The organism is Janthinobacterium sp. GW821-FHT03A03, assembly GCF_059421435.1.
In genome coordinates this window covers 41,970-67,320 of the sequence record NZ_JBWKUZ010000007.1, presented here as the reverse complement: position 1 = coordinate 67,320, position 25,351 = coordinate 41,970, and the positions used below count along the sequence as shown (strand labels likewise).

Sequence of the window (25,351 nt, the reverse complement as noted above, 5' to 3'; positions counted from 1 at the left end):
TGCCTAGTTCTTCGTGCGCACCTGGCGCACATGGTTTTCCAGTTCGCTGAACGAGGGGCGTTCGGTGGCGGAAATGACCTTGCGGCCGAATTCCACGGCCAGCGCGGGCGCGTAGCCGTTCAGGCTGGCCAATAAGGTCACTTTCACGCACTGGTACATCTTTGCCGTTTCATGGTGCTTGCGGCGCAGCAAACTGGCCAGCGGGGCGATGAAGCCATAGGCCAGCAAGATGCCGATGAAGGTGCCCACCAGCGCCTGCGCGATCAGCACGCCCAGCTCGGCCGGCGGCAAGCCGACGGACGCCATCGTGTGCACCACGCCCATCACGGCGGCCACGATGCCGAAGGCGGGCATGGCGTCGGCCAGCTGCGAAATCGTCTGGATCGGCATTTCCGCATCCTCGTGGTGCGTCTCGATCTCGTTATCCATCAGGTTTTCGATCTGGTAGGCGTCCATATTGCCCGACACCATCAGGCGCAGATAATCGGTGATGAATTCCAGGATGTGCTCGTCGCCGAGCGTGTACGGGTATTTCACGAAGATGGCGCTGCGGTAGGGGTCGTCGATATCGTCCTCGACCGACATCAGGCCCTCCTTGCGGATCTTGCTGAGGATTTCATACATCAGCCCCATCAGCTCCATGTAGCGCGCCTTCGTGTACTGCGAACCGTGGAACAGGGTGGGTATGGCGGCGAACGTGGCACGGATGGCCTTGGCGTCATTGCCGACAAAGAAGGTGCCCAGCGCGGCGCCGCCGATCATCAGCAGTTCCAGCGGCTGGAACAGGGCCGCCAGATGGCCGCCCTGCATGGCGAAGCCGCCGAAGACGGAAAACAGCACGACGAGAAATCCGAGTATGACTAGCAAAACCTACTCCTTCATAATATTGCCATATCGCAATATTGTAGTGTAACCCGATTCCGCCGTCGTGGCCGCTTCCGGCTGCAGCTGCTGGATGAGAAAATTGATAAAAGCGCGCACTTTGGCGGGCAGCTGGTGGCGGCTCGGGTAGTAGGCGTACAGGTCGGCCGGCGCCAGCGTATAGTCGGCCAGCACCACGCGCAGGCGGCCGCTGTCAAGGTAGCGCGCCAGGTCCCATTCCGAACGCAGCAGAATGCCGTGGCCGTCCAGCGCCCAGCCCAGCACCACGTCGCCATCGTTGCTGGCCACCGTGCCGCGCACCTTCACCGTGTGGGTGGCGCGGCCACGGCTCAAACGCCAGATGCCGTAGGCGTCGTCGTTCTGCCGGTGCACGATGCAGCGGTGCCGGGCCAGCTCCTCGGGCGTTTGCGGCGTGCCGTGCGCCTGCAGGTAGGCGGGCGAGGCGCACAGGAAGCGCCGGTTCGACATGATGCGCCGCGCCGACAAGCGCGTGTCGGGCAAGTCGCCGAAGCGGATGCCCAGGTCGTACGCCTGTTCGACGAGGTTGATGGGGCTGTCCGTCAGCTGCAGCTGCACTTCCAGCTGCGGGTGGCGCAGCGCGAATTGCGACAGCAGGGGCGCGATCACCGTGCGCCCGAATCCCAGCGTGGCATTCACGCGCAACAATCCCTTCGGTTCGGCGCTGCCGCTGGCCAGCGATTCTTCCATGGCGCGGATGTCGTCGAGGATCTGCCGCGCCTGCTGCAGATAATTTTCGCCGTCGCCCGTCAGGCTGATGCGCCGCGTGCTGCGGTTGAGCAAACGCACGCCCAGGCGCTGTTCCATCAGCACCAGTCGCTTGCTGACGGCGGGCGGCGTGATGCCCAGCTCGCGCGCCGTGGCCGACAGGCTGCCCAGCTTGGCCAGCAGCACAAAGAAGGCCATTTCCGTGGTGGCGTCGCTTTTCATTATTAACTTGAAGTGAAAAATGGTTTAAATTGTAGTCGATTATACGACTGTATATCGCGGTTAAGCTGGCGTCACCATTCAAGCACAGGAGAGCCGCATGAAAATCGTCGAGATCCGCGAAAAGACCATCCCCATCTCTTCGCCCATCCGCAACGCCTACATCGATTTCACGAAGATGACGTTAAGCCTGGTGGCCGTCGTCACGGACGTGATGCGCGACGGCAAGCCCGTCGTCGGCTACGGTTTCAACTCGAATGGCCGCTACGGCCAGGGCATGCTGATGCGCGAGCGTTTCATCCCGCGCATCCTCGACGCCGATCCGGCCAGTCTCGTGACGGACGACGGCGGCAACCTCGATCCGCACAAGGTCTGGGATTGCATGTACACCAATGAAAAGCCGGGCGGCCATGGCGAGCGCTCGGTAGCCATCGGCACCATCGACATGGCCGTCTGGGATGCCGTGGCGAAGATCGAGAACAAACCGCTGTTCCAGCTGCTGGCCGAGCGCCACGGCACGGGCGTGCCCGGCAAGCAGGTGTTCGTGTATGCGGCGGGCGGCTATTACTACCCGGGCCAGAGCCTGTCCGCCCTGCAGGACGAGATGCGCAGCTATGTCGACCGCGGCTACACGGTGGTCAAGAAGAAGATCGGCGGCGCCTCGCTGGACGAGGACTTGCGCCGCATCGACGCCATCATGGAGGTGCTGCAGGATGGGCAGAAGCTGTGCGTGGACGCCAACGGGCGCTTCGACCTCGACACCTCGATCGCCTACGCCAAGGCGCTGCGTGAATATGACCTGTTCTGGTACGAGGAGGCGGGCGACCCGCTCGACTTCGAGCTGCAGGCCACCCTGCGCAGCTATTACGACAAGCCCATGGCGACGGGCGAAAACCTGTTTTCCATGCAGGATGCGCGCAACCTGATCCGCTATGGCGGCATGCGCGCCGACCGCGACTGGCTGCAGTTCGACTGCGCCCTCAGCTACGGCCTGGTGGAGTATTTGCGCACGCTGGACATGCTGCACCAGCACGGCTGGTCGCGCAGCCGCTGCATCCCGCACGGCGGCCACCAGATGTCCCTGAATATCGCGGCCGGCCTGGGCCTGGGCGGCAATGAGTCGTATCCGGACCTGTTTCAGCCGTTCGGCGGCTTCCCCGACGGCGTGCGCGTGGAAAACGGCCACATCACCATGCCGGAGCTGGTTGGCATCGGCTTCGAGGGCAAGGCGAACCTGTATGCGGAAATGCGGGCGCTGAGCGGGCAATAACCTTACTCGCTGCGCTGCCAGAAGCGCAGCTTGTTGCCGAACGGGTCCGCCACTTCCAGGACGCGGCCCCAGTCCTCGTCGCGGATACCGGGCCGCGCATACGGATAATCCCTGGCCTGCAGTTCCGCGTGCAGGGCGGCGACGTCGTCGACGGGGATCAGCAGCGCCGACCCCGGCGTGGCGTCGCCGTGGTGTTCGGACAGGTGCAGCACGAGATCGCCCCGCGTCACCTGCAGGTACAGCGGCGCCGCAGGCTCGAAGCGATGTTCCCAGTCCAGGGTAAAGCCGAGGAAACCGAGGTAGAACTCGCGCGCTTTTTCTTCCGAGAAGATGCGCAGGATGGGGATGGCAGCATGCATGGCGGTGCTTTCGACAGGTGGGTATGCCGCCATTCTAGCCGCAGGCCGGCGCCTGGCGCTTCATGCGTGCGGCGGGGCTGGCCTTCTCCCAGCGGAACAGCCACATGATGATCAATTTGGTCGTGGCGCTGACGCAGGCCAGCAGCAGCAGGGGCCAGCCCGTTTCCAGCCCCATGACGCAGGCGAAGAAGATGGTGCTGACATCCATCGCCAGAATGAACTGGCTCATCTTTAACGACACGGCGCCCGTCCTGCCCGAGCGCCAGATCAAGCGGATCTGGTGCGCATAGCCCTGCGCCAGCAGCACGGTGACGGCGACGATCAGGCTTTGCGAGATCAGCCTCTTTTCATCGCTGAACGTGGGGCCGAAGGCCAGCCCCGCCACGCCCGCGCCCAGCAGCAGCGTGCAGCCCAGCAGCGCATTGCGCGAGGTCAGACTGCGGCGGTCGCGCTCGATTTCAAACAGGATGGCCAGCGCGATCAGGGACGCGAGCAGACGGGGCCAGACGATGTAGTGGTTGAACGGCGTGATCGAATAGCCGTAGACGAAGAAGGCGCAATATGCGAGGAAGCTGACGGTGAACTGGTTGATCGACAAAATGTCCGTCGTCTGGCCGGCGCCGATGCCGGCATCGCGCTTGCGCCGCCAGATTTTTTGCAGCTGCGACCACAGGCCGTACAGGCTGACGACGATGAACAGGGAATTGAGGCTGCCGGCGAGGGCGTACAGGGAAGGGGCTTGCAAAGGTGTCTCCGGAAATCGGCAAGGCTGCGCTGCGGTGACAGGATGCCTTGTCTATACATTTTATTTTTTGCAACATGCTCTCATGAAATAAATTGGCAGGCAAGCAATGATTTCACGGCCGGGCCTGTTGCAGCTGCACTTGCCCGGACGCACCTCTTCCTGCGCTTGCCCGTATAATCGGGGCATGACTTTCTTCTCACTGCGTGCCCGCTCCGTGCTGGCCACCGTCGGCAAAATGGCCGTTTCCCTGATTCTCCTGTTGACCGCTCTGTGGGGCGCGCTGGCGCTGTGGTACCAGCTGTCCGGCGGCACGGCCGCGCAAGCCATCGGCGCGCTGCTGTGGGCCGCGCTGGGCGTGGCCAGCGTGGCGCTGTGGTGGATGCGCGGCGACGCGCGCGTGCTGCTGCCGTATGCGGCCGGCTTCATCCTGCTGCTCGTGTGGTGGAGCTTCATCGCGCCCAGGCAGGAGCGCGTGTGGGCCGACGACGTGGCGCGCAACGTCACGGGCACCGTCAAGGGCAATCTGGTCACCGTGGAGAATGTGCGCAATTTCGACTGGCGCAGCGATGACGATTACACGGTCAAGTGGGAGCAGCGCAGCTACGACCTCGACGAACTGCGCACGGTGGACGCGGCGTTGTCGTACTGGACGGGGCCCTATATCGCGCATACGCTGATCTCGTTCGGCTTTGCCGACGGGCGCTTTCTGACGTTTTCCATCGAAATCCGCAAGGAAAAGGGCGAAAGCTTTTCCGCCATCGGCGGTTTTTTCAAGCATTTTGAAATGAGCCTGGTGGCCGCCGACGAGCGCGACATCCTGCGCGTGCGCACGAATGCGCGCGGCGAGGACATGCACTTGTACCGCGTGATGATGCCGAAGGCGGCCATGCGCTCGCTGTTTCTCGCCTACCTGGACGAGGCGCAGGCGCTGAAGGCCCAGCCGCAGTTCTACAACACCCTGACGGCCAACTGCACCACCATCGTCTTCGAGATGGTGCGCCGCATCGTGCCGGGCTTGCCGCTCGATTACCGGCTGCTGGCCTCGGGCTACCTGGACCGCTATCTGTTCGACGTCAAGGGCCTGGTGCCCGGCCTGAGCTTCCAGCAGCTGCGCGAGGGCGGCCACGTCACGGCGCGCGCGCGGGCGGCCAACGACGATGCGGACTTTTCGCACGCGATCCGCCGCGGCATGCCGGGCTACGATGAAACGGGCTACCCGAAGCTGCAAATGCCCAAGCAATGATCTGCTGTCGCAACGACGCCCCATCAAACCGTGGCGAGCGGCAGGAAGAGGTCGCCGACAAGCGGAACTGTACGAATAGGACAGTGAGCATCGCTGGCCGCCTATGCCGACGCGCGGCAGGTTTGGTTGGGTGTTAACGGTCATTGCCTTATACTGTCGCTATTCCGACCGGCCGCCTTTCGCGGCCGGTCTCACTTTACGAATAAAGAAGGCCCGCTATGCCATTTTCCTCCCTGGGTCTGATTCCCGCCCTGGTCCGCGCCGTCGAGAAGGCCGGTTATGCCGCGCCGACGGCCATCCAGGCGGCCGCCATTCCCGCCATCCTGCGCGGCAGCGACGTGCTGGGCGCCGCGCAGACGGGTTCCGGCAAGACGGCCGCCTACGCGCTGCCGCTGCTGCAGGCGCTGATGGCGCCCGTTTCCGGCCCGCGCCAGGTGCGCGCGCTGATCCTCGTGCCCACGCGCGAGCTGGCGGCGCAGGTGGGGCAGACGGTGCACGCGCTGGCCAGGCCGCTGCCCGTCAAACTGAAGATTTCCGTGCTGTTCGGCGGCGTGTCGATCAATCCGCAGATGATGGACTTGCGCGGCGGCGCCGACATCGTCGTCGCCACGCCGGGCCGCTTGCTGGACCTGGTGCGGCAAAATGCCGTGAAGCTGGGCGGCGTGTCGCTGTGCGTGCTCGACGAAGCGGACCGCCTGCTCGACATGGGCTTTAGCGAGGAAATCAACGCCATCCTGGCATTGCTGCCAGCGAAACGGCAAAACCTGTTCTTTTCCGCCACCTTCCCCGACAGCGTGCAGGCGCTGGCCGACAGCCTGCTCGCGGAACCCGTGCGCATCGAGGTGGCGTCCGAACCGCAGGACAAGCCCGACATCGTGCAGCGCGCCATCACCGTCGACGTGCCGCGCCGCACCCAGCTGCTGCGCTACCTGATCCTGCAGCAGCAGTGGGAGCGGGTGCTGGTGTTCGTTGCCACCAAATACGCGGCCGAACACGTGGCTGACAAGCTGCAGCGCGCGGGCCTGCACGTGGGCGCCTTCCACGGCGAATTCAGCCAGGGCACGCGCAGCCAGCTGCTGGCCGATTTCAAGGCGGGCCGCCTGCAGGTGCTGGTGGCCACCGACGTGGCCGCGCGCGGCATCGACATCGCCGGCCTGCCGGCCGTCGTCAATTACGACTTGCCCCGCTCGGCCGTCGACTACACGCACCGCATCGGCCGCACGGGGCGCGCCGGCGAAAGCGGCACGGCCGTCAGTTTCGTCACGGCCGACACGGAAGCGCATTTCCGTCTGATCGAGAACCGCAACGACTTGCGCATCGTGCGCGAAGTGGTGGCCGGCTTCGAGCCGACGGAACTGCCCACGCGCGCGAACCCCGCCACGGACACGGTGAACGGCGGCGTGAAGGGCGCGCGCAAGAGCAAAAAGGATAAATTGCGCGAGGCCGCTGCCATGGCTGCGAAGGCGGCCGCAGGCAATTAAATGCGCCTTATGTGCGCTGGCCGCTTGAAAGGCCAGGTTTCCCGGACTAAGATTGTGTTTCTATAAAGCAAGGGGACGGGAATGCACATGACATGCATCAAACGCGCGGGCGCGCTGGCGTGCGCGCTGGCGCTGGCCGGTTGCGCCGGCATGGGCGGCAACGGTGACAAGGCCGGCATGCGGATGCCGGGCAAGACGCCGGCCGATGCGGCCGTGGCCGCCACCTGGTACAACCCGCCCAGCGAATTTCCCGGCATTTGCCTGACCCAGTTCAGCGATGGCAGCCTGCGTTTCGACGGCGGCTTCGCCTTCTATAACCCGGGCCGCTGGGCGTATGACGCCGCCAGGGGCGAATTGCGCCTGGCGCTGGCGCCGACGCCCTCGCTGGAGCTGTCCCACGCGCAAATCGTGCAGCACCAGAATCTGCTGCGCATCGAGGCGGACAAGAATACGCTGGTGTATGGCGTGCAAGCCGACACCAAGGCCATCGGCCTGGGCGGCTTTATGTTTTACCGCGACATGCCGTGCCCGCCACGGCGCGGATAAATGTCCAAAAGGAATATTTAGTCGTATAATTTCAGCGCAAGCTGGCTGCCGCGCAATGGTGCCGCGCGGCCGATTCCCCCTCCAGGCAGCTCCGATATCGCCGTGGCGATGAGAGGATGTTCCGATGGATTTGCACGACGAGCACGGTATGCCGGTCACGGCGGTGCTGGCGGCGGACGCCGGGCAGGCGCCCGTGGCGCAGCCGCGCACCTTGCTGCTGGTCGATGACGAACCGAATATCCTCGCTTCCCTCAAGCGCCTGCTGCGGCGCGATGGCTACCAGATCCTCACGGCCGGCAGCGGCCAGGAAGGGCTGGACGTGCTGGCCGGCCATGCCGTCGACGTGATCGTCTCGGACCAGCGCATGCCCGGCATGCTGGGCGCCGACTTCCTGCGCAAGGCCAAGCTGCTGCGTCCGCAGACCATCCGCATCATGCTGTCGGGCTACACCGAGCTGCAGGCCGTCACGGACGCCGTCAACGAAGGCGCCATCTTCAAGTTCCTCACCAAGCCCTGGGAAGACCACCAGCTGCGCGAGCATATCGCCGAAGCGTTCCGCCTGAAGGGCATCGACGACGACAATGTGCGCCTTAACGCGCAGTTGCGCGACGCCAACCTGGCCCTGGCGGCGGCCAATGCGGCCATGCAGGCGCTGGTGCGCCAGCAGCAGCACCAGATCAGCCGCGACGAGGTCAGCCTGGGCATCGCGCGCGAATTGCTGCAATTTCTGCCGCTGCCCGTGATCGGACTCGACGAGGACGGCATGATTGCCTTCATCAATGCGGCGGCGGCCAACCTGTTCGAGCGGGGCGCGGCCCTGCTGGGCAACGAGGCGGCGCTGGTGCTGCCGCAGCTGTTCGACGGGCAGGGCGCGCCCTGCCTGGCCGCCATCGACGGCCAGCCATATGCCGTGGCCGTCCACCCCATGGGCCTGCATTCGCGCTCGCGCGGCAGCCTGGTCACCCTGAGTCGTCATGGAGCGGATACATGAGTGAAAGCGTGAGTGAGAGCGGACGCGAGATTTCCATCGAGCAAGCGCAGGAAGGCATGGTGCTGGCGCAGGCGCTGAACGACGCCGGCGGCGCCGTGCTGCTGGCCCAGGGCGCCGTCCTGACGGCGGCCAGCCTGACGGCCTTGCGCAGGCGCAATGTCGAGCGCTGCCACGTCGTCGCCGACGAGGAGCCGGACCCCGCCGCGCAGGCGCAGGCCGAGCAGGAACGCCTGCGCCGCCTGGAACGCCTGGCCGTGCTGTTCCGCGCCACGCCGCCAGGTTCCGCGGGGTCGCAACTGCTGGCGCTGCTGCAGCGCTACCGGCAAGGGAGCGCGGCATGACACGGCTCAGTTTTGAACACATCATCCGCCAGATACAGGAATTGCCCTCGCTGCCCGTGGTGGTGCTGGAACTGCTGTCGAGCATGGACCAGGATGACACGGACGTCCATGTGCTGGCGCAAAAGATCGAACTGGACCAGGGCCTGGCGGCGAAAACCTTGCGCATCGCCAATTCCTCGTTCTACGGCATGCAATCGAAGGTCACCAGCATTCCGCAAGCCGTATCCGTGCTGGGCTTTCACAGCATCCGCACCGTCGTCACGGCCTGCGCCCTGACGGGCAGCTTCGCGCCGGTGGGCGACGGCTTCGATTTCCAGGCCTTCTGGCGCCATTCGCTGGCCACCGCCGTCGCCGCGCGCCTGCTGGCGCCGCACCTGCGCGTCAATCCCGAAACGGCCTTCACGGCCGGCCTGCTGCACGACCTGGGCACCCTGGTGCTGGTGACGCGTTTTCCGGCCGAGCACGCGCTCGTGCGCAGCCACCGCCAGACCCATGACTGCCAGATGGCCGAGGCGGAACTTGCCGTCATCGGCATCGACCATGCGCAGGTGGGCAGCGCCCTGGCCGCCTACTGGAAGTTTCCCGCCACGATACAGCAGGCCGTGGCCGACCATCACGCCATCGAGCGGCTGGAAGCGGGCGGCCTGCCGCTGGCCGTGCACATGGCCAACGCCATCGTCCTCGGGCTCGACCTGGCGGGCGCCGACGATGCACTGGTGCCGCCACTGTCGCCGGCGGCCTGGCGCGGCGTTGCGCTGGACGAGCAGGCCTGGCTGGCGCTGCTGCGGCAAACGGAACACACCTTCGATGAAATGTCGCGGATCATGCTGGCATGAACAGGATAGAGGCCATGGAAACAGAAGCAGGACAGGCGCTGCCCGCCACGCCGGAACGCCGCCAGGGCGACACCATCGCGCTGTCGGCGTTTTTCGACGGCCATCCCGTGGCCACCTTCGCCATCAACACGGACCACGTGGTGACGCACTGGAACAGCGCCTGTGAACAGCTGCTGGGCTTTACGTCCGCCGAAATGGTCGGCACGCGCGACCACTGGAAGGCGTTTTATCCGCAGCCGCGCGCCTGCCTGGCCGACCTGCTGGTGGCCGACGATATCGCGCTGGGCGAAAATGAACTCTACCTTGGCAAGCTGAAGCGTTCTTCCGTGATTCCCGGCGCCTACGAAGCCGAGGATTTCTTTGCCGATATCGGCCCCGACGGCCACTGGCTGCACTTCACGGCGGCACCCCTGCGCGACCGCCAGGGGCGGCTGGTGGGCGCCATCGAAACGCTGCGCGACGTGAGCGAGCGGCGCAATGCCGAGAGCGCGCTGCGCAAGGCGCACGACAACCTGGAACACCTGGTGGCCAAGCGCACGGCCCAGCTGGCCGAGATGAACGAGCGCCTGGCCGACGATATCCGCCAGCGCCAGATCGCCGACCTTGAGTTGCGCGAGCGCAACCTTGCCCTGACGGAATTGAACAGCAAGCTGTCGCTGGCCCAGCAAAAGCTGCTGCAGTCGGAAAAGCTGGCCTCGATCGGCCAGCTGGCCGCCGGCGTGGCGCACGAGATCAACAACCCCATCGGCTATGTGTTTTCCAATGTCGGCACCCTGGAAGGGTATCTGGACGACCTGTTCAGCATGCTCGACGCCTACGAGGATGCCGAGCCGGCCGTCGCCGACCCCGTGGTGGCGGCGCGCCTGCGCGCGCTGCGCGAGCAGATCGACCTCGATTTCCTGCGCACCGACATTCCGCTGCTGATGGGCGAGTCGAAGGAAGGCATTGCGCGCGTGCGCCGCATCGTGCAGGACCTGAAGGATTTTTCGCGCACGGACGCGCACCAGGAATGGGTGTGGGCCGACTTGCGCCAGGGCATCAACACCACGCTCAACATCGTGAACAATGAGGTCAAGTACAAGGCCGACGTGGTGCGCGAGTTCGGCGACATTCCCGACGTCGAGTGCCAGCCGTCGGAACTGAACCAGGTCATCATGAACCTGGTCGTCAACGCGGCCCACGCCATGGGCGAGGCGCACGGGCGCATCACCCTGCGCACGGGCAGCGACAATGCGGCCGAAGTGTGGATCGAGGTCGAGGACAATGGCGCCGGCATCGCGCCCGAACACCTGTCGCGCATCTTCGACCCGTTTTTCACCACCAAGGCCATCGGCAAGGGCACGGGGCTGGGCCTGTCGCTGGCCTACACCACGGTGCAGAAGCACCATGGCCGCATCGACGTGCGCAGCTGCCTCGGCCGCGGCACCACCTTCCGCATCACCTTGCCCGTGCGCCAGGCGCAGGCCGTCGCACCATGACCGAACAGGACAGCATGAGCATCAGCACCAGCGCCGCGGCCGCGCCGCCGACCATCCTGTGCGTCGACGATGAACCGAATATCCTCTCGTCGCTGCGCCGGCTGTTCCGCCCGCACGGCTACCGCGTGCTGACGGCCGACGGCGGCGCGGCCGGCCTGGCCTTGCTCGAGGCCGAGACGGTGGACATGGTCATCTCCGACATGCGCATGCCGCAGATGGACGGCGCGCAGTTCCTGGCCCAGGTGCGCCAGCGCTGGCCCGGCACCATACGCCTGCTGCTGACCGGCTATGCCGACATCCAGTCCATCCTCGACGCCATCAACCAGGGCGAGATCTACCGCTACGTGACCAAGCCGTGGGACGAGAACGATATCGTGCTGGTGGTGCGCCATGCGCTGGAGCGGCGCGCGCTGGAGCAGGAAAAACGGCGCCTGGAAGCGCTGACGGCCAGCCAGAACGTGGAGCTGCAGGCGCTCAATGCCAGCCTGGAGGCGAAGGTGGCCACGCGCACGCAGCAGCTGAAACAGTCGCACGACGAGGTGCAGGCGGCCAACGAGCGCCTGAAGACCACGTTCGTGACGACGATCAAGGTGTTTTCCAACCTGATCGAGATGCGCGGCGGCAAGCTGGCCGGCCATGCGCGCAGGGTGGCCGAGCTGTCGCGCAAGCTGGCGCAGGCGCTGGGCCTGGAAGGGCAGGAAGCGCGCGACGTGTTCATCGCGGCCCTGCTCAAGGATATCGGCAAGCTCAGCCTGAGTGACGACGTGCTGGAACTGCCGGCCAGCGCCTGGACGGGCGAGCAGCTGGCCGCCTTCCGCAAGCATCCGCTGCGCGCCGAGCAGCTGCTGATGGCGCTCGACGAGCTGCGCGCCGTTTCCGTGATCCTGCGTTCGCAGCTGGAACGCTTCGACGGCGGCGGCTTTCCCGATGGCCTGGTGGGCCTGGCCATTCCGCTGGGCGCGCGCATCCTGGCGCTGGCGTCCGATTACGACGGCTTGCAGATCGGCGCCATGGTGCAGCGCAGCCTGCGCGCCGACGAGGCCCGCACCCTGATCTACGACAGCGTCGGCAAGCGCTACGACCCGGCCGTGGTGGCCGCTTTCCGCGGCATCATGGAAGAAACGGAGCCGCCGGCGCGCGACCTGACCGTGCTGTCGGGCCAGCTGGAACCGGGCATGGTGCTGTCGCGCGACCTGATCAGCAGGGACGGCCTGATGCTGCTGGCGGCCGAACACGTGCTGACGGCCCGCGTGATCGCCCAGCTGCTCGATTTCGAAGGCAAGAATGGCGGGCGCCTGAGCATCCGCGTGTATGCGCCCGTGAAGGACGTCTAGGCGTTCGCGGCGGCGGTGGGCGGCTGCAGCGGCAGGTGCACGGTAAAGCGCGTGCCCTGGCCCACTTCCGAGGCCACCTCGATGCGCCCGCCGTGCTTGTTGACGATGCCGTAGGAGAGCGACAGGCCCAGGCCCGTGCCGCTGCCGACGGCCTTGGTGGTGAAGAACGGTTCGAAGATGCGGTTCAGGTGTTCGGGGGCGATGCCGGCGCCCGTGTCGCCGATTTCCACCCACACCCAGTCGCCCGCATGGCCGGTGCGGATGCTGATTACGCCTTCGCCGCTGATGGCCTGCCCCGCATTGACGAGCAGGTTCATGAAGACCTGGTTCAGCTGCGAGGCCAGGCACAGGATCGGCGGCAGCTCGCCGTACTGCTTCTCGATGCGCGCCTTGTATTTCAATTCGTTGGCGACGATGTTCAGCGTGCTGTCGAGGCCCGCGTGCAGGCTGGCCACCTGCCAGTCCGTCTCGCCCACGTGGGAAAAATCCTTCAGCGCCTGCACGATGTCGCGCACGCGCTTCAAGCCATCCATCGATTCGCCGACCAGGTCGCCGATATCGTCCTGCAGGAAGCCCAGGTCGGCCTGCGCGCGCACCTGCTCCACGCGCGCTGCCAGGCCGGGCGCTTCGCGCAGCGCCGTTTCATACTGGGCGATGACGTCGAACAGGGTGGCGACATAGCCTTGCAGGGAACTCATGTTCGAATTGACGAAGCCGATCGGATTATTGATTTCGTGCGCGATGCCCGCCGCCAGCTGGCCGATGGAGGCCATTTTTTCCGATTGCAGCAGCTGGTCATGCGCTTCCTGCAACTTGCTGATCAGTAGTTGCTGCTCCTCGCCGCGCGCCTGCAGCATCGCTTCCATGCCCTTGCGTTCGGTGATATCCGTCAGCGAACCGATCACCTCGAAGGGCACGCCGTGCTCATCGCGCACCAGGCGCAGGCTGTCGTGCATCCACAGGTAGCTGCCGTCGCGCACGCGGAAACGGTATTCATAGGCGCGCGCGCCTTCGACGAAGATCTGCGCCAGGCTGGAAAAGATGCCGGGGGCATCGTCGGGGTGGATGTGGTCGAACCAGAAATTGGGGTCGGCCACCATGTCCTCGGGCTGGTAGCCCAGCACGTTCAGGGCGTTGTTGCTGACAAAGGTCATCTTGAAGTCGCCGCTGGGCACGGTGCAATAGATGATGGAGGGCGTATTGTCGAGCAGGTATTGCAGGCGCACGGCCGTGGCGGCCGGGGCGCCGTCGCCAGGCCTGTCCCCGCCGTGTTTGCCGGGCTCGGGGGTGGAAAAGTCGAAATCCTCGAACTGCATCGTCATACCTCGCTGGCTGCACGGCACTGATGTCATCCTGGCTCGATTATGCCCGATTCTGCCTGCCTTGGGCTTGCCGGTGCCCTCTTCAGGGCGCCGGCGGCTGCTCCACGATGGCCATGCGCCGCGCGATGCGCTGTGCCGCCTGCGCGTCGCCCGCCTGTTCGGCGCGCAGGCGCTGCACGCCCAGCCAGGCCAGCAGCGGGCGGCGCCAGCCCTGGTCCGAGGCCGTGGCGACGGCCGTGTCGAGCAGCGCCGGAGTGGCGCGGCCCGCGCGCAGCAGCACGCCGGCCGCCACCAGCCGCGACAGCGGGTCATCGATGGCCGCCACGGCGCCGGCGGCGGCCGTGTCGGATGCGGCGCCGGCGGCCGCCCGCTGCGCTTCCGGCAGCAGGGCGACCTCGGCCGCTTGCGCCTTGCCGGCCAGGTAAGCCGCATACGCGCGGTCGGCGTCGTTCGCGTCGGCCTGCAGGGCGTCGAAGCCCGCGCAGTCCTCGAAGGCCAGGCTGGCCACGCGCGCGGCGCAGCGCAGCAGTTCGATGCGCGCCACCAGTTCGAGCTTGCCCGTGCCCGCCACCTGGCTGCGGGCGCGCCGGAATTCCGTCTGTTCGACCAGGGCGTTGCCGCCCAGGTAGGCGGCCTGGAAGCGCTCGACCGAGCTTTGCGCATTCATCTTCCAGTCGGGCACGGGCGGGCCGCCGGAGCAGGCGGCGAGCGCGGTGCACAACAGCGGGGCCAGGGCGGACAGGACGATATTGATATTTCTCATGGCAGTTTGATCTCCGGATTGCGCTTGAACGGCCATTTGCGGTTGATTTCATTGACCAGCTGCTCGACCTTGCGCAGATTGCTTTCCACGTCGGCGCGCAGCGGGCCCAGGTCGGCGGTCGCCGCGCGGGCGTTGGCGCCCACGGCCTGCGCCTCGACCAGCACGGCGTCGACCTTTTTCAGGCTGGCGCGCGTATCGGCCAGCAGCGCGTTCAATTGCACGATGGTGGCCTGCGCATCCGTCATCACGCCCTTGTCGCCGAACACGCGCGTATCGGCGTTGGCCACCAGGCCATCCGTGCGGCGCGCCAGCTGGTCGGCCGTGACCAGCAGGGCGTTGGCCCGCTCGACGAGCAGGCGCGACTGCTTGTCGTCGCCCGTCAGCAAGCCCATGGCGCCGCCCGGGCCGCTCAGCTTGCCCGTCACGGCCTGCACATTGCGCAGGGTGCCGTCGAGGGCGGAATCGGCGCTCGTCAGGCTGGCCACATTGTTGAGCAGGTCTTTCGCGGCGGCCAGCAGGCGCGGGATTTCCGCCGCCATGTCGCCGACCAGCAGGTCGCGCGTGGCGTCGTCGGGCAGCGGCGGGTCCGTCAGGATGCCGCTGTAGGCGCGCAGCTTGGCGCCGCCCACGATGCCGCGCTCCAGCGTGAACATGGAGCTGCTGCGCAGCCAGTGCGCATCCTTGCGCGGCACGTCGATGATGACGCGCGCGCGGCCGTCCGGCGCCAGTTCGATACGCCGCACGCGGCCGATGGGAAAGCCGGAGAAGGTCAGGTCGGCGCCCACGCCCACGCCGTCGGAATCGTCGGCCGTCAGCACCAGGGTTTGCGTGGCCTCGAAGGCGCCGCGCGCATACATCAGGTAGACGACCGAGCCGACCACCAGCGCGAACATGAAGACGAGCAGGATGGCCGCCTTCAGTTCGGCGTGGCGCACGGGCGGCGGCGCGGGCAGGACGGGATCTTGCGTGAGACCGGCGGGCGCCGTGACGTCGACCTGGTCGGGATTTTGGGGTTGGCTCATGGCGTCGGGCTCTGGTATGGGGGAAATCGGGATCGCTGGCAACGGGCGGGCATCAGTAGTAATTGCCCATCAGCGAGGCCACTTCGATCAGCAGGATGACGGAAAACAGGCGCAGCATTTCGGACAGGCCGTGCGCCGCCCACAGGCGGTTGCGCCGGCCGCGCGGGTCTTCCGGGTAGTACGAGGAGGCCAGCGGGATCAGGGCCACGGCAAAGCTGAAGAACACCACCTTGAGCATCAGGATCAGGGCCACGGCCGGATTGAATATCTGCCCCACGACGCGCGTGTAGCCTTGCAGCGCCCATGGCGTAAAACCGTAGATCGTCAGGTAGGCGAGGACCAGCGAGGTGACGCAGCTGACGATGGCCAGCATCCACACGGCGAAGATGCCGGACATGACGCGCGGAAAGTATTCGCGGCGCAGCAGGTCGGTGCCCTGGCGCTGCATGGTGTCGAGCATGCCGGAAGAGCGCATTTGCGCAAACGCAATGCCGTCAGGCAGGGTCAGGCGCAGGGCGACGAACAGGGCGGCCGTCAGCGGTATCAGTTCCAGCACCAGCACGCGCACCACCATTTCCAGCGCATAACGCGACAGGCCGTAGCTTTGCGCGCTGACGACGACGATGCGGATCAGCACCAGGCTGACGAGCGCGCAGGCGACGCTGAACCACACGAGATTGGGCGCCGTGTTCGTCACCAGGCGGTGCGCGAGGATGGGACGGTGGTCGCGGTTATAGCTCGATGGCGACAGGGCCAGCGAAAACACGAGGATGGCGAAATGCAGCAGGCGCCACCAGCTGCCCAGCCAGGCGATGGTGGCCCGGTGCAGGCGGCGCAGGCTGATGATGAGGGAGACGGATGCGGTCATCATGGCATCTTAACATCAGCCCGGCCTTGCGGCCACGGCTGGCGTGCGCGCCTATTTGAACAGGGCGAAGCCGGCCATGACGACCATCAGCACGGCGATGTATTGCATCGGGATCCAGAACAGGGTGTGGCGCTGGCGCAGGATCACGCGCTCCTGCGTGGCCGGGTCGATCAGTTCGCGTCCGGGCGCGCTGTTCAGGCGCACGCCCGCAGACCAGCTGGCGGCCGCTGCCAGCAGGAAGGCCAGGGCCAGGGGCCATGTGTGGCTGGTTGTGTATGCCTCGCCCAGGGTGGCGCCGAACAGCGCTTGCGCGGCTACGACGACGATGAAACAGATGACGGGGGCGAGTATGCCGAAGCCTTGCCAGATAAGCATAAAAATTCTCCAGGGGATTGAGGGATTCCGCGGCGGGTGGCGGCTGCTGCGCGCGGCGGGGGCGAATTTTATCAGATTCGCAAGAAATATAGTTTCTTTTAGGAATGACTATTCGCGCTTACGCAGGCGGGACGGCCACGCTGGCAATGATGGCGTCGGCCGCCGCCCGCACGCGGGCAGAGCGGTTCAGGTCGGCATGCATGACTAGCCACACGTCATAGCTTTCCGCCCGCTCGGGCCAGATGCGCACCAGCTGCGGGTCGATGTCGCCCAGGTGGGTGGCCAGCTCGGCCACGCCCAGCCCCGCGCGCGTGGCTTCCTGCAGCATGGCCGCCGAATTGACTTCCATGGCGACCCGGGCGTTGGCGACGGGCTCGCCGGCGATCTTCTCTCCATGGCGCGGCGTCACGGACTGGTGGTAGATGACGATGTCGTGGCCGGCCAGCGCCGTGCCGCGCACGGGTTCGCCCCGTTCGGCCAGGTAGCTTTTTGAGGCGTACAGGCCCAGGCTGCGCTTGACGAGGTGGCGCGAAATGAGGTCCGGGTCGGTGGGGCGCACGCCGCGCACGGCCAGGTCCGCTTCGCGCCGCGTCAGGCTGGCCAGCGCGGGCGCCACGTTGAGCACGATGCGGATGTCCGGGTGGGCCGCGTGCAGCCGCTGCATGGCGCGGATGACGAAATGGCTGGCCATGGTGTCGGTGGTGGCCACGCGCACCAGGCCGCTTAAACGGGTGTCGACGCCCTGCATCTCGCGCTGCAGCTTGTCGGCCGCCCGCTCCATCGCTTCGGCGGCGTGCAAGGCCAGCTCGCCGGCCGGCGTGGGCACGTAGCCCGATGGCGTGCGCAGGAACAGGGTGGCGCCCAGCGACGCCTCCAGCGCGGTCAGGCGGCGCCCGCAGGTGGCCTGGTCGATGCACAGCAGGGCAGCCGCGCCGCGCAGGGTGCCGGCCCGGCCGATGGCCAGAAAGATGCGCGCGTTATCCCAGTCCATAAGCCCGATCCATGGTTTTTTCCTGTCGTTATATTGATGCATTTTTGCATCAAGGTGCCGAGTTTATGCCTGTTTACTGCATCGCGCAATGCTCGCATACTGGCTGCCCATGTTACTGCAAGGAATACCATGACTGCCTCACCACCACGCCGCGCCAGCGGCTTGATCCTGCTGACCCTGGCCTTCGGCTTCGTCATGGCCATGCTCGACGTCACGGCCGTCAACGTGGCGCTGTCCGATATCGCGCTGGACCTGAGCATCCCGCTGACGGGCCTGGTATGGGTGGTCGACGGCTACACCTTGACGTTTGCCGCGCTGCTGCTGGCCGGCGGCGCACTGGCCGACCGCTACGGGCCGAAAGCCGTGTACCAGGGCGGCCTCGGCGTCTTCATCCTCGGCTCGGTGTTGTGCGGCGCCGCGCCCGACGGGCATTTTTTGACGGCGGCGCGCCTGCTGCAGGGCGCGGGCGCGGCCCTGTTCATGCCCAGTTCGCTCAGCCTGCTCACGCACAGCTTTGACGACGAGCGCGAACGCACGCGCATGCTCGGTGCCTGGTCGGCGCTGGTGGGCGTGGCCGGCGCGTCCGGCCCCCTGATCGGCGGCATCCTCGTGCACCAGTTCGGCTGGCGCAGCGTCTTCTGGGTCAACGTGCCGCTGGGCCTGCTGGCCATCGTCATGGCGCAGCTGCTCTTGGTGGCGCCGGCGCGCCAGCCGCGCGATCTGTCTCTGTTCAGCCATGCGCTGGGCGTGGCGGCGCTGGCGGGACTCAGTTTCGTGCTGATCGAAGGCCCCGTGCTGGGCTGGCTGTCGGCCGGCGTGCTGGCGGCGGGGGCCTTGACGGTACTGTCGGCCGCGCAACTGCTGCGGCGCGAGCGCAGCGGCAGCCATCCGTTGTTGCCGCGTGAACTGTTTCACAGCAGCAGCTTTGGCGCGGCCAATGGCGTGGGTTTCCTGATCAATTTCTGCGTGTTCGGGCAATTGTTCTTGCTGAGCCTGTTCCTGCAGCAGTCCGGCGGCGCCGACGCCCTGCAATCGGGCTTGCGCCTGCTGCCCATGATGACGGCCTATACCGTGGGAAACTATATGGCGGGAAGTATTGCGGCGCGTCATGGCACGCGCCTGCCCATGCTGGCGGGCTTGCTGGTGGGGGCCGTGATGGCCTTGCTGCTGATGAGCTTGCGTCCGGGCACGTCGTATGGCTGGCTGGCGCTGGGCACGGCCGTCATGAATATCGCCATCGGCATCGCCATTCCCGCCATGACGGCCACCGTGATGCGCGTGGCGGGCAAGCGGCATGCGAACAGCGCGGCGGCGGCCCTGAACGCCAACCGCCAGATCGGCGCGCTGGTGGGCGTGGCCCTGATCGGCAGCATCCTGCACACGCTGCCGGACTGGTCGCTGCGCCTGCCGCTGGCCTACGCGACGATCGCCGCCGCGTATGGCCTGGCGGCCGGCCTCGTGTACAAACACGTGCAGTTGCCGAAGGCCGCGGCGGCCGCCTGAACGCTTACTGCGCGCTTATTGGCCGTGCTTGCTGCGCCATTCCACCAGTTCCTCGATGGTCAGGATCGGCATGCCGTGCAGTTCGGCGAAGCGCTCGATATCGTCGCCGCGCATCATGGTGCCGTCCGGATTCATCAGCTCGCACAGCACGGCGGCCGGGTTCAGGCCCGCCAGGCGCGACAGGTCGACGGAGCCTTCCGTGTGGCCACGGCGCTCGAGCACCCCGCCGGGCGCGGCGCGCAGGGGGAATACGTGGCCGGGGCGCACCAGGTCGGCCGGCTTGGCATTTGGCGCGATGGCGGCGCGGATGGTGGTGACCCTGTCGGCGGCCGACACGCCCGTCGTGACGCCGTCGCGCGCCTCGATGGAGACGGTGAACGGTGTGCCGTAGCGGCTGCCGTTGTCGGACGACATGGGCGGCAACTCCAGCGCGCTGACGACATCCGTCGGCAGGCACAGGCAGACGATGCCGCTGCATTCGCGGATCAGCAAAGCCATGGTTTCATGCGTGATTTTCTCGGCAGACAGAATCAGGTCGGCTTCGTTTTCACGGTCGAAATCGTCGAGCAGGATGACGGGCACGCCGGCGCGCATGGCGGCCAGGGCGGACTGGATGCGACCTTCCAGGTCGTTGGAAAGCAGGGTATAGCTGTTGACTAACATGGTGAAACGCTCCTCGCATAGGCGAAAAACGCTGCAGGGCAAGCGAATAGACGCAACTGGCCGCATCGCCGTGGCGACGGGACATCACACTACTGCACATCTTCTTTCATCCGGACTATACCGTCGGCCCCGGAATCACACCGGATCTGCTGACCTCGCCAAGCGGTGCCTGGAAAGCGCTCGCGGGCTTGACCGTTGCCGGTCTTACCGCCGGTGGGGAATCGCACCCCGCCCCGAAGACGTATTGTTGTGCCGGTCCACATGACCGGCGGCAATACTTTAGCACAATTGAAAAAACCTGGCAGGGCACTGTTGAGTTTGTTCTTCGGCAAAGTTGCCTGGGGAAAGCAGTTTTCCCTAAGCTGTTTTTAATGGCGGAAACAGAATTTCAGTGTAAGGTATGCCTACTGAATTTTACCGTTGAGAATACATGAAGCTGAGTACATTACGCCTGATCTCGGGCGCCGTCTTGCTGGCGTGCGCCTGCATGGCCCAGGCGGAAATCCGTTTGAGCGATCCGCTGCCGCTGGCGCCAGAAGTTACCGTAGGAAAATTGCCGAACGGCTTGACCTACTACATCAAGAAAAATGCCCGTCCGGCGCAGAAAGTCGAACTGCGCCTGGTGGTGAAAGCCGGTTCCATCCTGGAAGACGACGACCAGCAAGGCCTGGCGCATTTCACGGAACACATGGCTTTCAATGGCTCCACGCATTTCAAGCGCAATGAGCTGATTTCCTATTTGCAATCGATCGGCGTGAAATTCGGCGCCGACCTGAACGCCTACACGAGCTTTGATGAAACCGTCTACGTGCTGCCGATTCCGACGAACAGGAAGGGCAACCTGGAAAAGGGTTTCCTCGTGCTGGAAGACTGGGCGCACGGCTTGAAATTCAATCCGGCCGACATCGACAGCGAACGCGGCATCGTGCTGGAAGAGGCGCGCCTGGGCAAGGGCGCCAGCGACCGCATGAACAAGGTGCTGTATCCGAAGCTGCTGAACGGTTCGCGCTATGCGCAGCGCATGCCGATCGGCAAGGAATCCGTGCTGAAAACCTTCAAGCCCGAAGCCATCAAGCGTTTCTACAAGGATTGGTACCGTCCTGACCTGATGGCCGTGATGGTGGTGGGCGACGTCGAGCCGAAGCAGGCCGAAGCGATGATACGCCGGCATTTCGGCAAGCTGAAAAATCCCGCGCAGCCGCGTCCGCGCCTGTATGCGGAAGTGCCGCAGCGCGCGCAGACGGAAGCGCTGGTGATCACGGACAAGGAAGCGCCCGATGACAGCGTCTTCATCCGCTACCCCATCCGTCCCGCGCAGGAGCCCGTCACCATCGCCGACTACCGGCGCCAGATGATCGAGAACCTGTATGGCCAGATGCTCAGCGCGCGCATGCAGGAATTGTCGCAGCAAGCCAATCCGCCGTTCATCCAGGGCGGCAGCAGCATGGGCAAGCTGGTGCGCGGCTATGAATCGTTCAGCGCGTACGCCTTGCTGGGCAAGGGCGGCGTGCAGCCGGCCATCGATGCGCTGGTGCAGGAAGACGAGCGGGCGCGCCGCTTCGGTTTCAGCCAGGACGAACTGGACCGCGCGCGCAAGGACATGCTGCGCAACTACGAGCGCGCGTACAGCGAACGCGACAAATCCGATTCCTCGGGCTTCGTGGCCGAGTATTCGCGCAACTTCCTGGAACAGGAAGCCATCCCCGGCATCGCCAATGAATTGCTGTACGCGCAGCAGCTCCTGCCGCAGGTGACCTTGCAGGAAATCAACGAAACGGTGGCCAAGGTCATCCCCGACCAGCAAAAGAAACTGGTGGTCTTCATGGGCGCCGAACCGCAGGCGGGCGATGCGGCCTCGAACGTGCCGACGCAGCAGCAATTGCTCGCCGCCGTGGCGCAGGCGGAACAGCAGAAGGTCGAGCCGCGCACGGAGAAAGTGCTGGCGAGCAAGCTGATGGACGGCCCGCCGGCCGGCGGCAGCATCGTTTCGGAAAAGCTCAACAGCGCCATCGGCGTGACGGAACTGATCCTGGGCAATGGCGTGCGCGTGCTGCTGAAACCGACGGACTTCAAGAACGACCAGGTGCTGATGGGCTCGACCCGCTTCGGCGGCCAGTCGCTGTTCGGCGACGCCGACATCTATAACGCCCGCTATGCCAGCGCCGTCGTCGGCAGCATGGGCTTGAAGGACCTGGGGCCGCTGGATCTGCAGAAGGTGTTGGCGGGCAAGACCGTCAACGTGGGCGCCTCGCTGGGCGAGCTGAGCGAAGGCTTTGGCGCGTCCTCGAGCAGCGCCGACGTGGAAGCCATGCTGCAGCTGGTGTATTTGTATTTCAACGACGTGCGCAAGGATGCGGGCCTGTACCAGTCCTTCATCGGCAAGCAGCAGGACCTGGCGAAAAACAGCATGGCGCAGCCGGAAGCCGTGTTTTATGATGCCGTCCAGCGCGCCACGTTCGGCGACAGTCCCCGCGTCGACGGCGTGCCGCGCGCGGCCGATTTCGACAAGGTGGGCCTGGAGCGCTCGCTGGAGATCTTCCGCCAGCGCTTTTCCAGCGCGCGCGACATGACTTTCATCTTCGCGGGCAGTTTTCAGATCGACAAGATCAAGCCGCTGATCGCCGGCTACCTGGGCACCTTGCCCGTGGGCGACGTGCCGCATGCCTACCGCGACGTGGGCTTGCGCCCCGTGAGCGGCGTGGTCAAGAAGGATGTCTACATGGGCAGCGAGCCGAAGAGCACGATTTCCATCTCCTTCAATGGCAAGGTGGCGTATTCGGACGAGCAGAAACTGACCCTGCAGGCGCTGGGCGAGGTGCTGAACCTGAAAGTCATCGAAGTGCTGCGTGAAAAGATGGGCATGATCTATGGCGGCGGCTTCGAGACGGCCATGGGCCAGCATCCGTATGGCTATTATTCGGTGGCGCTGAACTTGCCGACGGGACCGGAAAACGTGGACAAGGTGATCGCGGCCGCCTTTGCCGAAATCGGCAAGATGAAGACGGACGGACCCTCGGCGGCGAACCTGGAAAAGGTCAAGCTGAACTGGATCACGCGCCAGCAGAAGTCCTTGCGGGAAAACAACTACTGGATGAGCCAGCTGTTGGCGTCCGTGACCCAGGGCCGCGACCCCGCGCACATCCTGCGCTACGAGCAGCGCGTGCGGGCCATCACGCCGCAAGCCGTCAAGCTGGCGGCGCAGCGCTACCTGGACATGAACAACTATGTGCAGGTGGTCTTGTATCCCGAGCGCAAGAATGTTGCGGTAAAGTAATGTTCCTTGAGCACGTGCATGCATCGGCATGGCGGCGAAGCTGTTAAACTGTCGGCAATGGATGTGATACCGCAGTTTTATAACGTAAATACGCAAGGACAGCACGATGGCTAAGAAAGAAGAACTCGATCCGGAAACCCTGGAATTGATCAACTGGTGTATCGAAGTCGAAGGCTTCCTCGTGGCCGGCGGCGCCACCGTGGCGCAGGCGCAGGATCATATCGAAGAGCAGGTCGAGTGGTTTACCGACCAGTTCTATGATGGCTTGACGCCCGAAGAGGCGGCCAAGGAAGCCTTGGCCTGACCTTCAGTCAGACTTCAGCAAAACATATGCGGGCGGTGCCTGCCGGGCATCAGCCTGGTAGCGCCGCCCGCTTCGCTTTTCTGAAAAAATTTCCACGTGGAAATTGTTTATAATTCCACATTTTAATCTTTACCCAGGCTCCCATGACTCTCCGTTCGCGCGTTCTCCTCCTGTGTTTCAGCACCTTGCTGGGCATCGTCCTCATCGCTTCCTTTTCCCTGTATTCCCTGCGCCAGACCATGATGGCCGAGCGCGTCGAGCAATTGACGGTGCTGGTCGAGCTGGCCAATGCCTCGGTGGAAAAGGCGTATGCGCTGGAACAGTCGGGCAAACTCACGCGTGAGCAGGCGCAGCAGCAGGCCAAGCTGGCCATCGGCAGCTTCGTCAAGGACGAGATGTATTACTTCGTGCGCGATTTCAGCACCGACTTGCTGTACGTGCACCCGAATCCTGCGCGTATCGGCACGCCGCAAAAGAACATGAAGCAGTCGGGCGACCGCTACCGCGCGGCCCTGGCCAACAGCCGCATCGGCATGGTGCAGGCGGATGGCACGCGTCCCGGCGTGAAGGATCCGGTGGCGAAGATGTATGCGGTGGTGAAATTTGCGCCGTGGGACTGGCTGGTCGGCACGGGCACCTACATCGATGACATCAACCACAAGTTCTGGGCCCAGGCGGGCGTGCTGCTGGCCATCGGCGGCGCGCTGATGCTGGTGGTGGGCGCCCTGGCGGCCCTGATGCTGCGCCGCATCCTGGGCCAGCTCGGCGGCGAACCCGACTATGCGGCCGCCATCGTGGCGCAGATCGCCAAGGGCGACCTGACGACGCACATCGACACGCGCCCCGGCGATACGTCCAGTCTGTTGATGGCGATCAAGGCCATGCGCGACAACCTGGCGCACCTGGTAAGCCAGGTGCGCAACGATGCCGACGCCATTTCCACGGCCTCGGGCGAGATCGCCTCGGGCAACCACGACCTGTCGGCCCGTACGGAGCAGCAGGCGGGTTCCTTGGAAGAAACGGCCTCGACCATGGAAGAGATGACCTCGACCGTGCGCCAGAATGCGGACAATGCGCGCCAGGCCAACCAGCTGGCCATTTCCGCTTCGCAAGTGGCGAGCCAGGCGGGCGGCGTCGTCAGCCAGGTGGTCGACACCATGGGCGCCATCAATGCCTCGTCGAAAAAGATCGGCGACATCATCGCCGTCATCGACGGCATCGCCTTCCAGACCAATATCCTGGCCTTGAACGCGGCCGTGGAAGCGGCGCGCGCAGGCGAGCAGGGCCGTGGCTTTGCCGTCGTGGCGTCGGAAGTGCGCAACCTGGCGCAGCGCTCGGCCGCGGCCGCCAAGGAAATCAAGCAATTGATCGACAGTTCCGCCGAACAGGTGGGCGCCGGTGAAAAACTCGTGGCGCTGGCGGGCGAGACGATGGAAAAGGTCGTCTCCAGCGTGCGGCATGTAACCGATATCGTGGCCGAGATTTCCTCGGCCAGCGCCGAGCAGAGCGCCGGCATCGAGCAGATCAACCAGGCCATCGTCGAAATGGACAATATGACGCAGCAAAACTCGGCGCTGGTGGAGCAGGCGTCGGCGGCGGCGCAAGCCATGAACGAGCAGGCGGCCGGCCTGGCGCAGATCGTCAGCGTGTTCAAGGTGGGCGCCACGGCAGCGGCGCCGCGTCCGGCCGGCAGGGCGGCGCAGGCCCGTTTGCCGCGCTAGCCTTGGCGCCTCTGTAGAAGCAGCACAGGTTCCTTCAGCGTTGGAGGAACTTTTCACCTGGCCGGCTGTCGAACCTTCCTTGGTCCCCTGGGGA

At 65.3% G+C, this 25,351-nt stretch carries 24 protein-coding genes and 1 riboswitch; of the genes, 13 read left to right on the top strand and 11 right to left on the bottom strand.

What is annotated here, in order from left to right:
* Positions 1-3: 3 nt before the first annotated feature.
* Both motA and AC07VI_RS15525 read right to left on the bottom strand, forming a co-directional pair.
* Entirely contained in the window at positions 4-867 is an 864-nt protein-coding gene (motA, locus tag AC07VI_RS15530) for a flagellar motor stator protein MotA (RefSeq protein WP_076566560.1), read from the bottom strand.
* A gap of 3 nt (positions 868-870) precedes the next feature.
* The gene (locus AC07VI_RS15525; RefSeq protein ID WP_086145938.1) at positions 871-1,830 is read right to left on the bottom strand and encodes a LysR family transcriptional regulator; all 960 of its coding nucleotides are present in this window, start codon (positions 1,828-1,830) and stop codon (positions 871-873) included.
* A gap of 97 nt (positions 1,831-1,927) precedes the next feature.
* Between AC07VI_RS15525 and AC07VI_RS15520 the strand changes: the two genes are divergently transcribed.
* Positions 1,928-3,097 carry a mandelate racemase/muconate lactonizing enzyme family protein gene (locus AC07VI_RS15520; RefSeq protein WP_086145937.1) on the top strand — a complete coding sequence of 390 codons (1,170 nt, stop codon included), beginning with the start codon at positions 1,928-1,930 and terminating at the stop codon, positions 3,095-3,097.
* 2 nt (positions 3,098-3,099) lie between these two features.
* Here AC07VI_RS15520 and AC07VI_RS15515 read toward each other — a convergent pair whose 3' ends face one another.
* Together AC07VI_RS15515 and AC07VI_RS15510 are read right to left on the bottom strand one after the other, a co-directional pair.
* Positions 3,100-3,456, bottom strand: coding sequence for a glyoxalase superfamily protein (locus tag AC07VI_RS15515; protein ID WP_086145987.1), 357 nt, complete (start codon positions 3,454-3,456; stop codon positions 3,100-3,102).
* A gap of 34 nt (positions 3,457-3,490) precedes the next feature.
* The gene (locus AC07VI_RS15510) at positions 3,491-4,201 is read right to left on the bottom strand and encodes a hypothetical protein (RefSeq protein ID WP_492994997.1); all 711 of its coding nucleotides are present in this window, start codon (positions 4,199-4,201) and stop codon (positions 3,491-3,493) included.
* A gap of 184 nt (positions 4,202-4,385) precedes the next feature.
* Between AC07VI_RS15510 and AC07VI_RS15505 the strand changes: the two genes are divergently transcribed.
* From AC07VI_RS15505 to nosR, 8 genes are all read left to right on the top strand, one after another.
* The gene (locus AC07VI_RS15505) at positions 4,386-5,444 is read left to right on the top strand and encodes an Lnb N-terminal periplasmic domain-containing protein (RefSeq protein WP_172404751.1); all 1,059 of its coding nucleotides are present in this window, start codon (positions 4,386-4,388) and stop codon (positions 5,442-5,444) included.
* A 218-nt stretch (positions 5,445-5,662) separates the two neighbouring features.
* Positions 5,663-6,925 (top strand): DEAD/DEAH box helicase, encoded by a 1,263-nt coding sequence (locus AC07VI_RS15500; RefSeq protein ID WP_492994995.1) that lies wholly within the window; start codon positions 5,663-5,665, stop codon positions 6,923-6,925.
* Between the two features lie 87 nt (positions 6,926-7,012).
* Positions 7,013-7,471, top strand: coding sequence for a hypothetical protein (locus tag AC07VI_RS15495; protein ID WP_139842494.1), 459 nt, complete (start codon positions 7,013-7,015; stop codon positions 7,469-7,471).
* A gap of 124 nt (positions 7,472-7,595) precedes the next feature.
* Positions 7,596-8,462, top strand: coding sequence for a response regulator (locus tag AC07VI_RS15490; RefSeq protein ID WP_086145932.1), 867 nt, complete (start codon positions 7,596-7,598; stop codon positions 8,460-8,462).
* A complete protein-coding gene (locus AC07VI_RS15485) occupies positions 8,459-8,803 on the top strand; it encodes a hypothetical protein (protein WP_086145931.1) in 345 nt (114 codons plus the stop codon). The genes AC07VI_RS15490 and AC07VI_RS15485 overlap by 4 nt, the downstream gene beginning before the upstream one ends.
* Positions 8,800-9,639 carry an HDOD domain-containing protein gene (locus tag AC07VI_RS15480; RefSeq protein WP_086145930.1) on the top strand — a complete coding sequence of 280 codons (840 nt, stop codon included), beginning with the start codon at positions 8,800-8,802 and terminating at the stop codon, positions 9,637-9,639. The genes AC07VI_RS15485 and AC07VI_RS15480 overlap by 4 nt, the downstream gene beginning before the upstream one ends.
* Before the next feature lie 14 nt (positions 9,640-9,653).
* On the top strand, positions 9,654-11,117 hold the full coding sequence (locus tag AC07VI_RS15475; RefSeq protein WP_086145929.1) for an ATP-binding protein: 1,464 nt from the start codon (positions 9,654-9,656) through the stop codon (positions 11,115-11,117).
* Positions 11,114-12,451: a response regulator c-di-GMP phosphodiesterase, NosR family gene (gene nosR, locus AC07VI_RS15470; protein WP_492994991.1), complete on the top strand. Its 1,338-nt coding sequence runs from the start codon at positions 11,114-11,116 to the stop codon at positions 12,449-12,451. Before AC07VI_RS15475 ends, nosR begins: the two co-directional genes overlap by 4 nt.
* On the opposite strand, the gene AC07VI_RS15465 is transcribed toward nosR, so the two are convergent.
* The 6 genes from AC07VI_RS15465 to AC07VI_RS15440 form a co-directional block, all read right to left on the bottom strand.
* Positions 12,448-13,773 (bottom strand): ATP-binding protein, encoded by a 1,326-nt coding sequence (locus tag AC07VI_RS15465; protein WP_086145928.1) that lies wholly within the window; start codon positions 13,771-13,773, stop codon positions 12,448-12,450. The genes nosR and AC07VI_RS15465 overlap by 4 nt on opposite strands.
* Positions 13,774-13,855: 82 nt before the next feature.
* Positions 13,856-14,536: a hypothetical protein gene (locus tag AC07VI_RS15460; protein WP_099374911.1), complete on the bottom strand. Its 681-nt coding sequence runs from the start codon at positions 14,534-14,536 to the stop codon at positions 13,856-13,858.
* Positions 14,533-15,558, bottom strand: coding sequence for an MlaD family protein (locus tag AC07VI_RS15455; RefSeq protein WP_492994989.1), 1,026 nt, complete (start codon positions 15,556-15,558; stop codon positions 14,533-14,535). Before AC07VI_RS15455 ends, AC07VI_RS15460 begins: the two co-directional genes overlap by 4 nt.
* Before the next feature lie 52 nt (positions 15,559-15,610).
* Positions 15,611-16,426 carry an MlaE family ABC transporter permease gene (locus AC07VI_RS15450; protein ID WP_086147501.1) on the bottom strand — a complete coding sequence of 272 codons (816 nt, stop codon included), beginning with the start codon at positions 16,424-16,426 and terminating at the stop codon, positions 15,611-15,613.
* Between the two features lie 51 nt (positions 16,427-16,477).
* A complete protein-coding gene (locus AC07VI_RS15445) occupies positions 16,478-16,801 on the bottom strand; it encodes a hypothetical protein (protein WP_086147493.1) in 324 nt (107 codons plus the stop codon).
* A 118-nt stretch (positions 16,802-16,919) separates the two neighbouring features.
* Positions 16,920-17,792 (bottom strand): LysR family transcriptional regulator, encoded by an 873-nt coding sequence (locus AC07VI_RS15440; RefSeq protein ID WP_086147492.1) that lies wholly within the window; start codon positions 17,790-17,792, stop codon positions 16,920-16,922.
* A gap of 129 nt (positions 17,793-17,921) precedes the next feature.
* On the opposite strand from AC07VI_RS15440, the gene AC07VI_RS15435 reads away from it, so the two are divergent.
* Positions 17,922-19,295 carry an MFS transporter gene (locus tag AC07VI_RS15435; protein WP_492994986.1) on the top strand — a complete coding sequence of 458 codons (1,374 nt, stop codon included), beginning with the start codon at positions 17,922-17,924 and terminating at the stop codon, positions 19,293-19,295.
* A gap of 15 nt (positions 19,296-19,310) precedes the next feature.
* Here AC07VI_RS15435 and ribB read toward each other — a convergent pair whose 3' ends face one another.
* Entirely contained in the window at positions 19,311-19,958 is a 648-nt protein-coding gene (gene ribB / locus AC07VI_RS15430) for a 3,4-dihydroxy-2-butanone-4-phosphate synthase (RefSeq protein ID WP_086147490.1), read from the bottom strand.
* A 94-nt stretch (positions 19,959-20,052) separates the two neighbouring features.
* Positions 20,053-20,203, bottom strand: a riboswitch (FMN riboswitch).
* Between the two features lie 185 nt (positions 20,204-20,388).
* Between ribB and AC07VI_RS15425 the strand changes: the two genes are divergently transcribed.
* From AC07VI_RS15425 to AC07VI_RS15415, 3 genes are all read left to right on the top strand, one after another.
* A complete protein-coding gene (locus AC07VI_RS15425) occupies positions 20,389-23,232 on the top strand; it encodes a M16 family metallopeptidase (RefSeq protein WP_492994984.1) in 2,844 nt (947 codons plus the stop codon).
* Between the two features lie 106 nt (positions 23,233-23,338).
* Complete coding sequence (locus AC07VI_RS15420; RefSeq protein ID WP_010399555.1) at positions 23,339-23,536, top strand: hypothetical protein; 198 nt, start codon at positions 23,339-23,341, stop codon at positions 23,534-23,536.
* 143 nt (positions 23,537-23,679) lie between these two features.
* Entirely contained in the window at positions 23,680-25,257 is a 1,578-nt protein-coding gene (locus AC07VI_RS15415) for a methyl-accepting chemotaxis protein (protein ID WP_492994981.1), read from the top strand.
* The last annotated feature ends 94 nt before the right edge of the window (positions 25,258-25,351 follow it).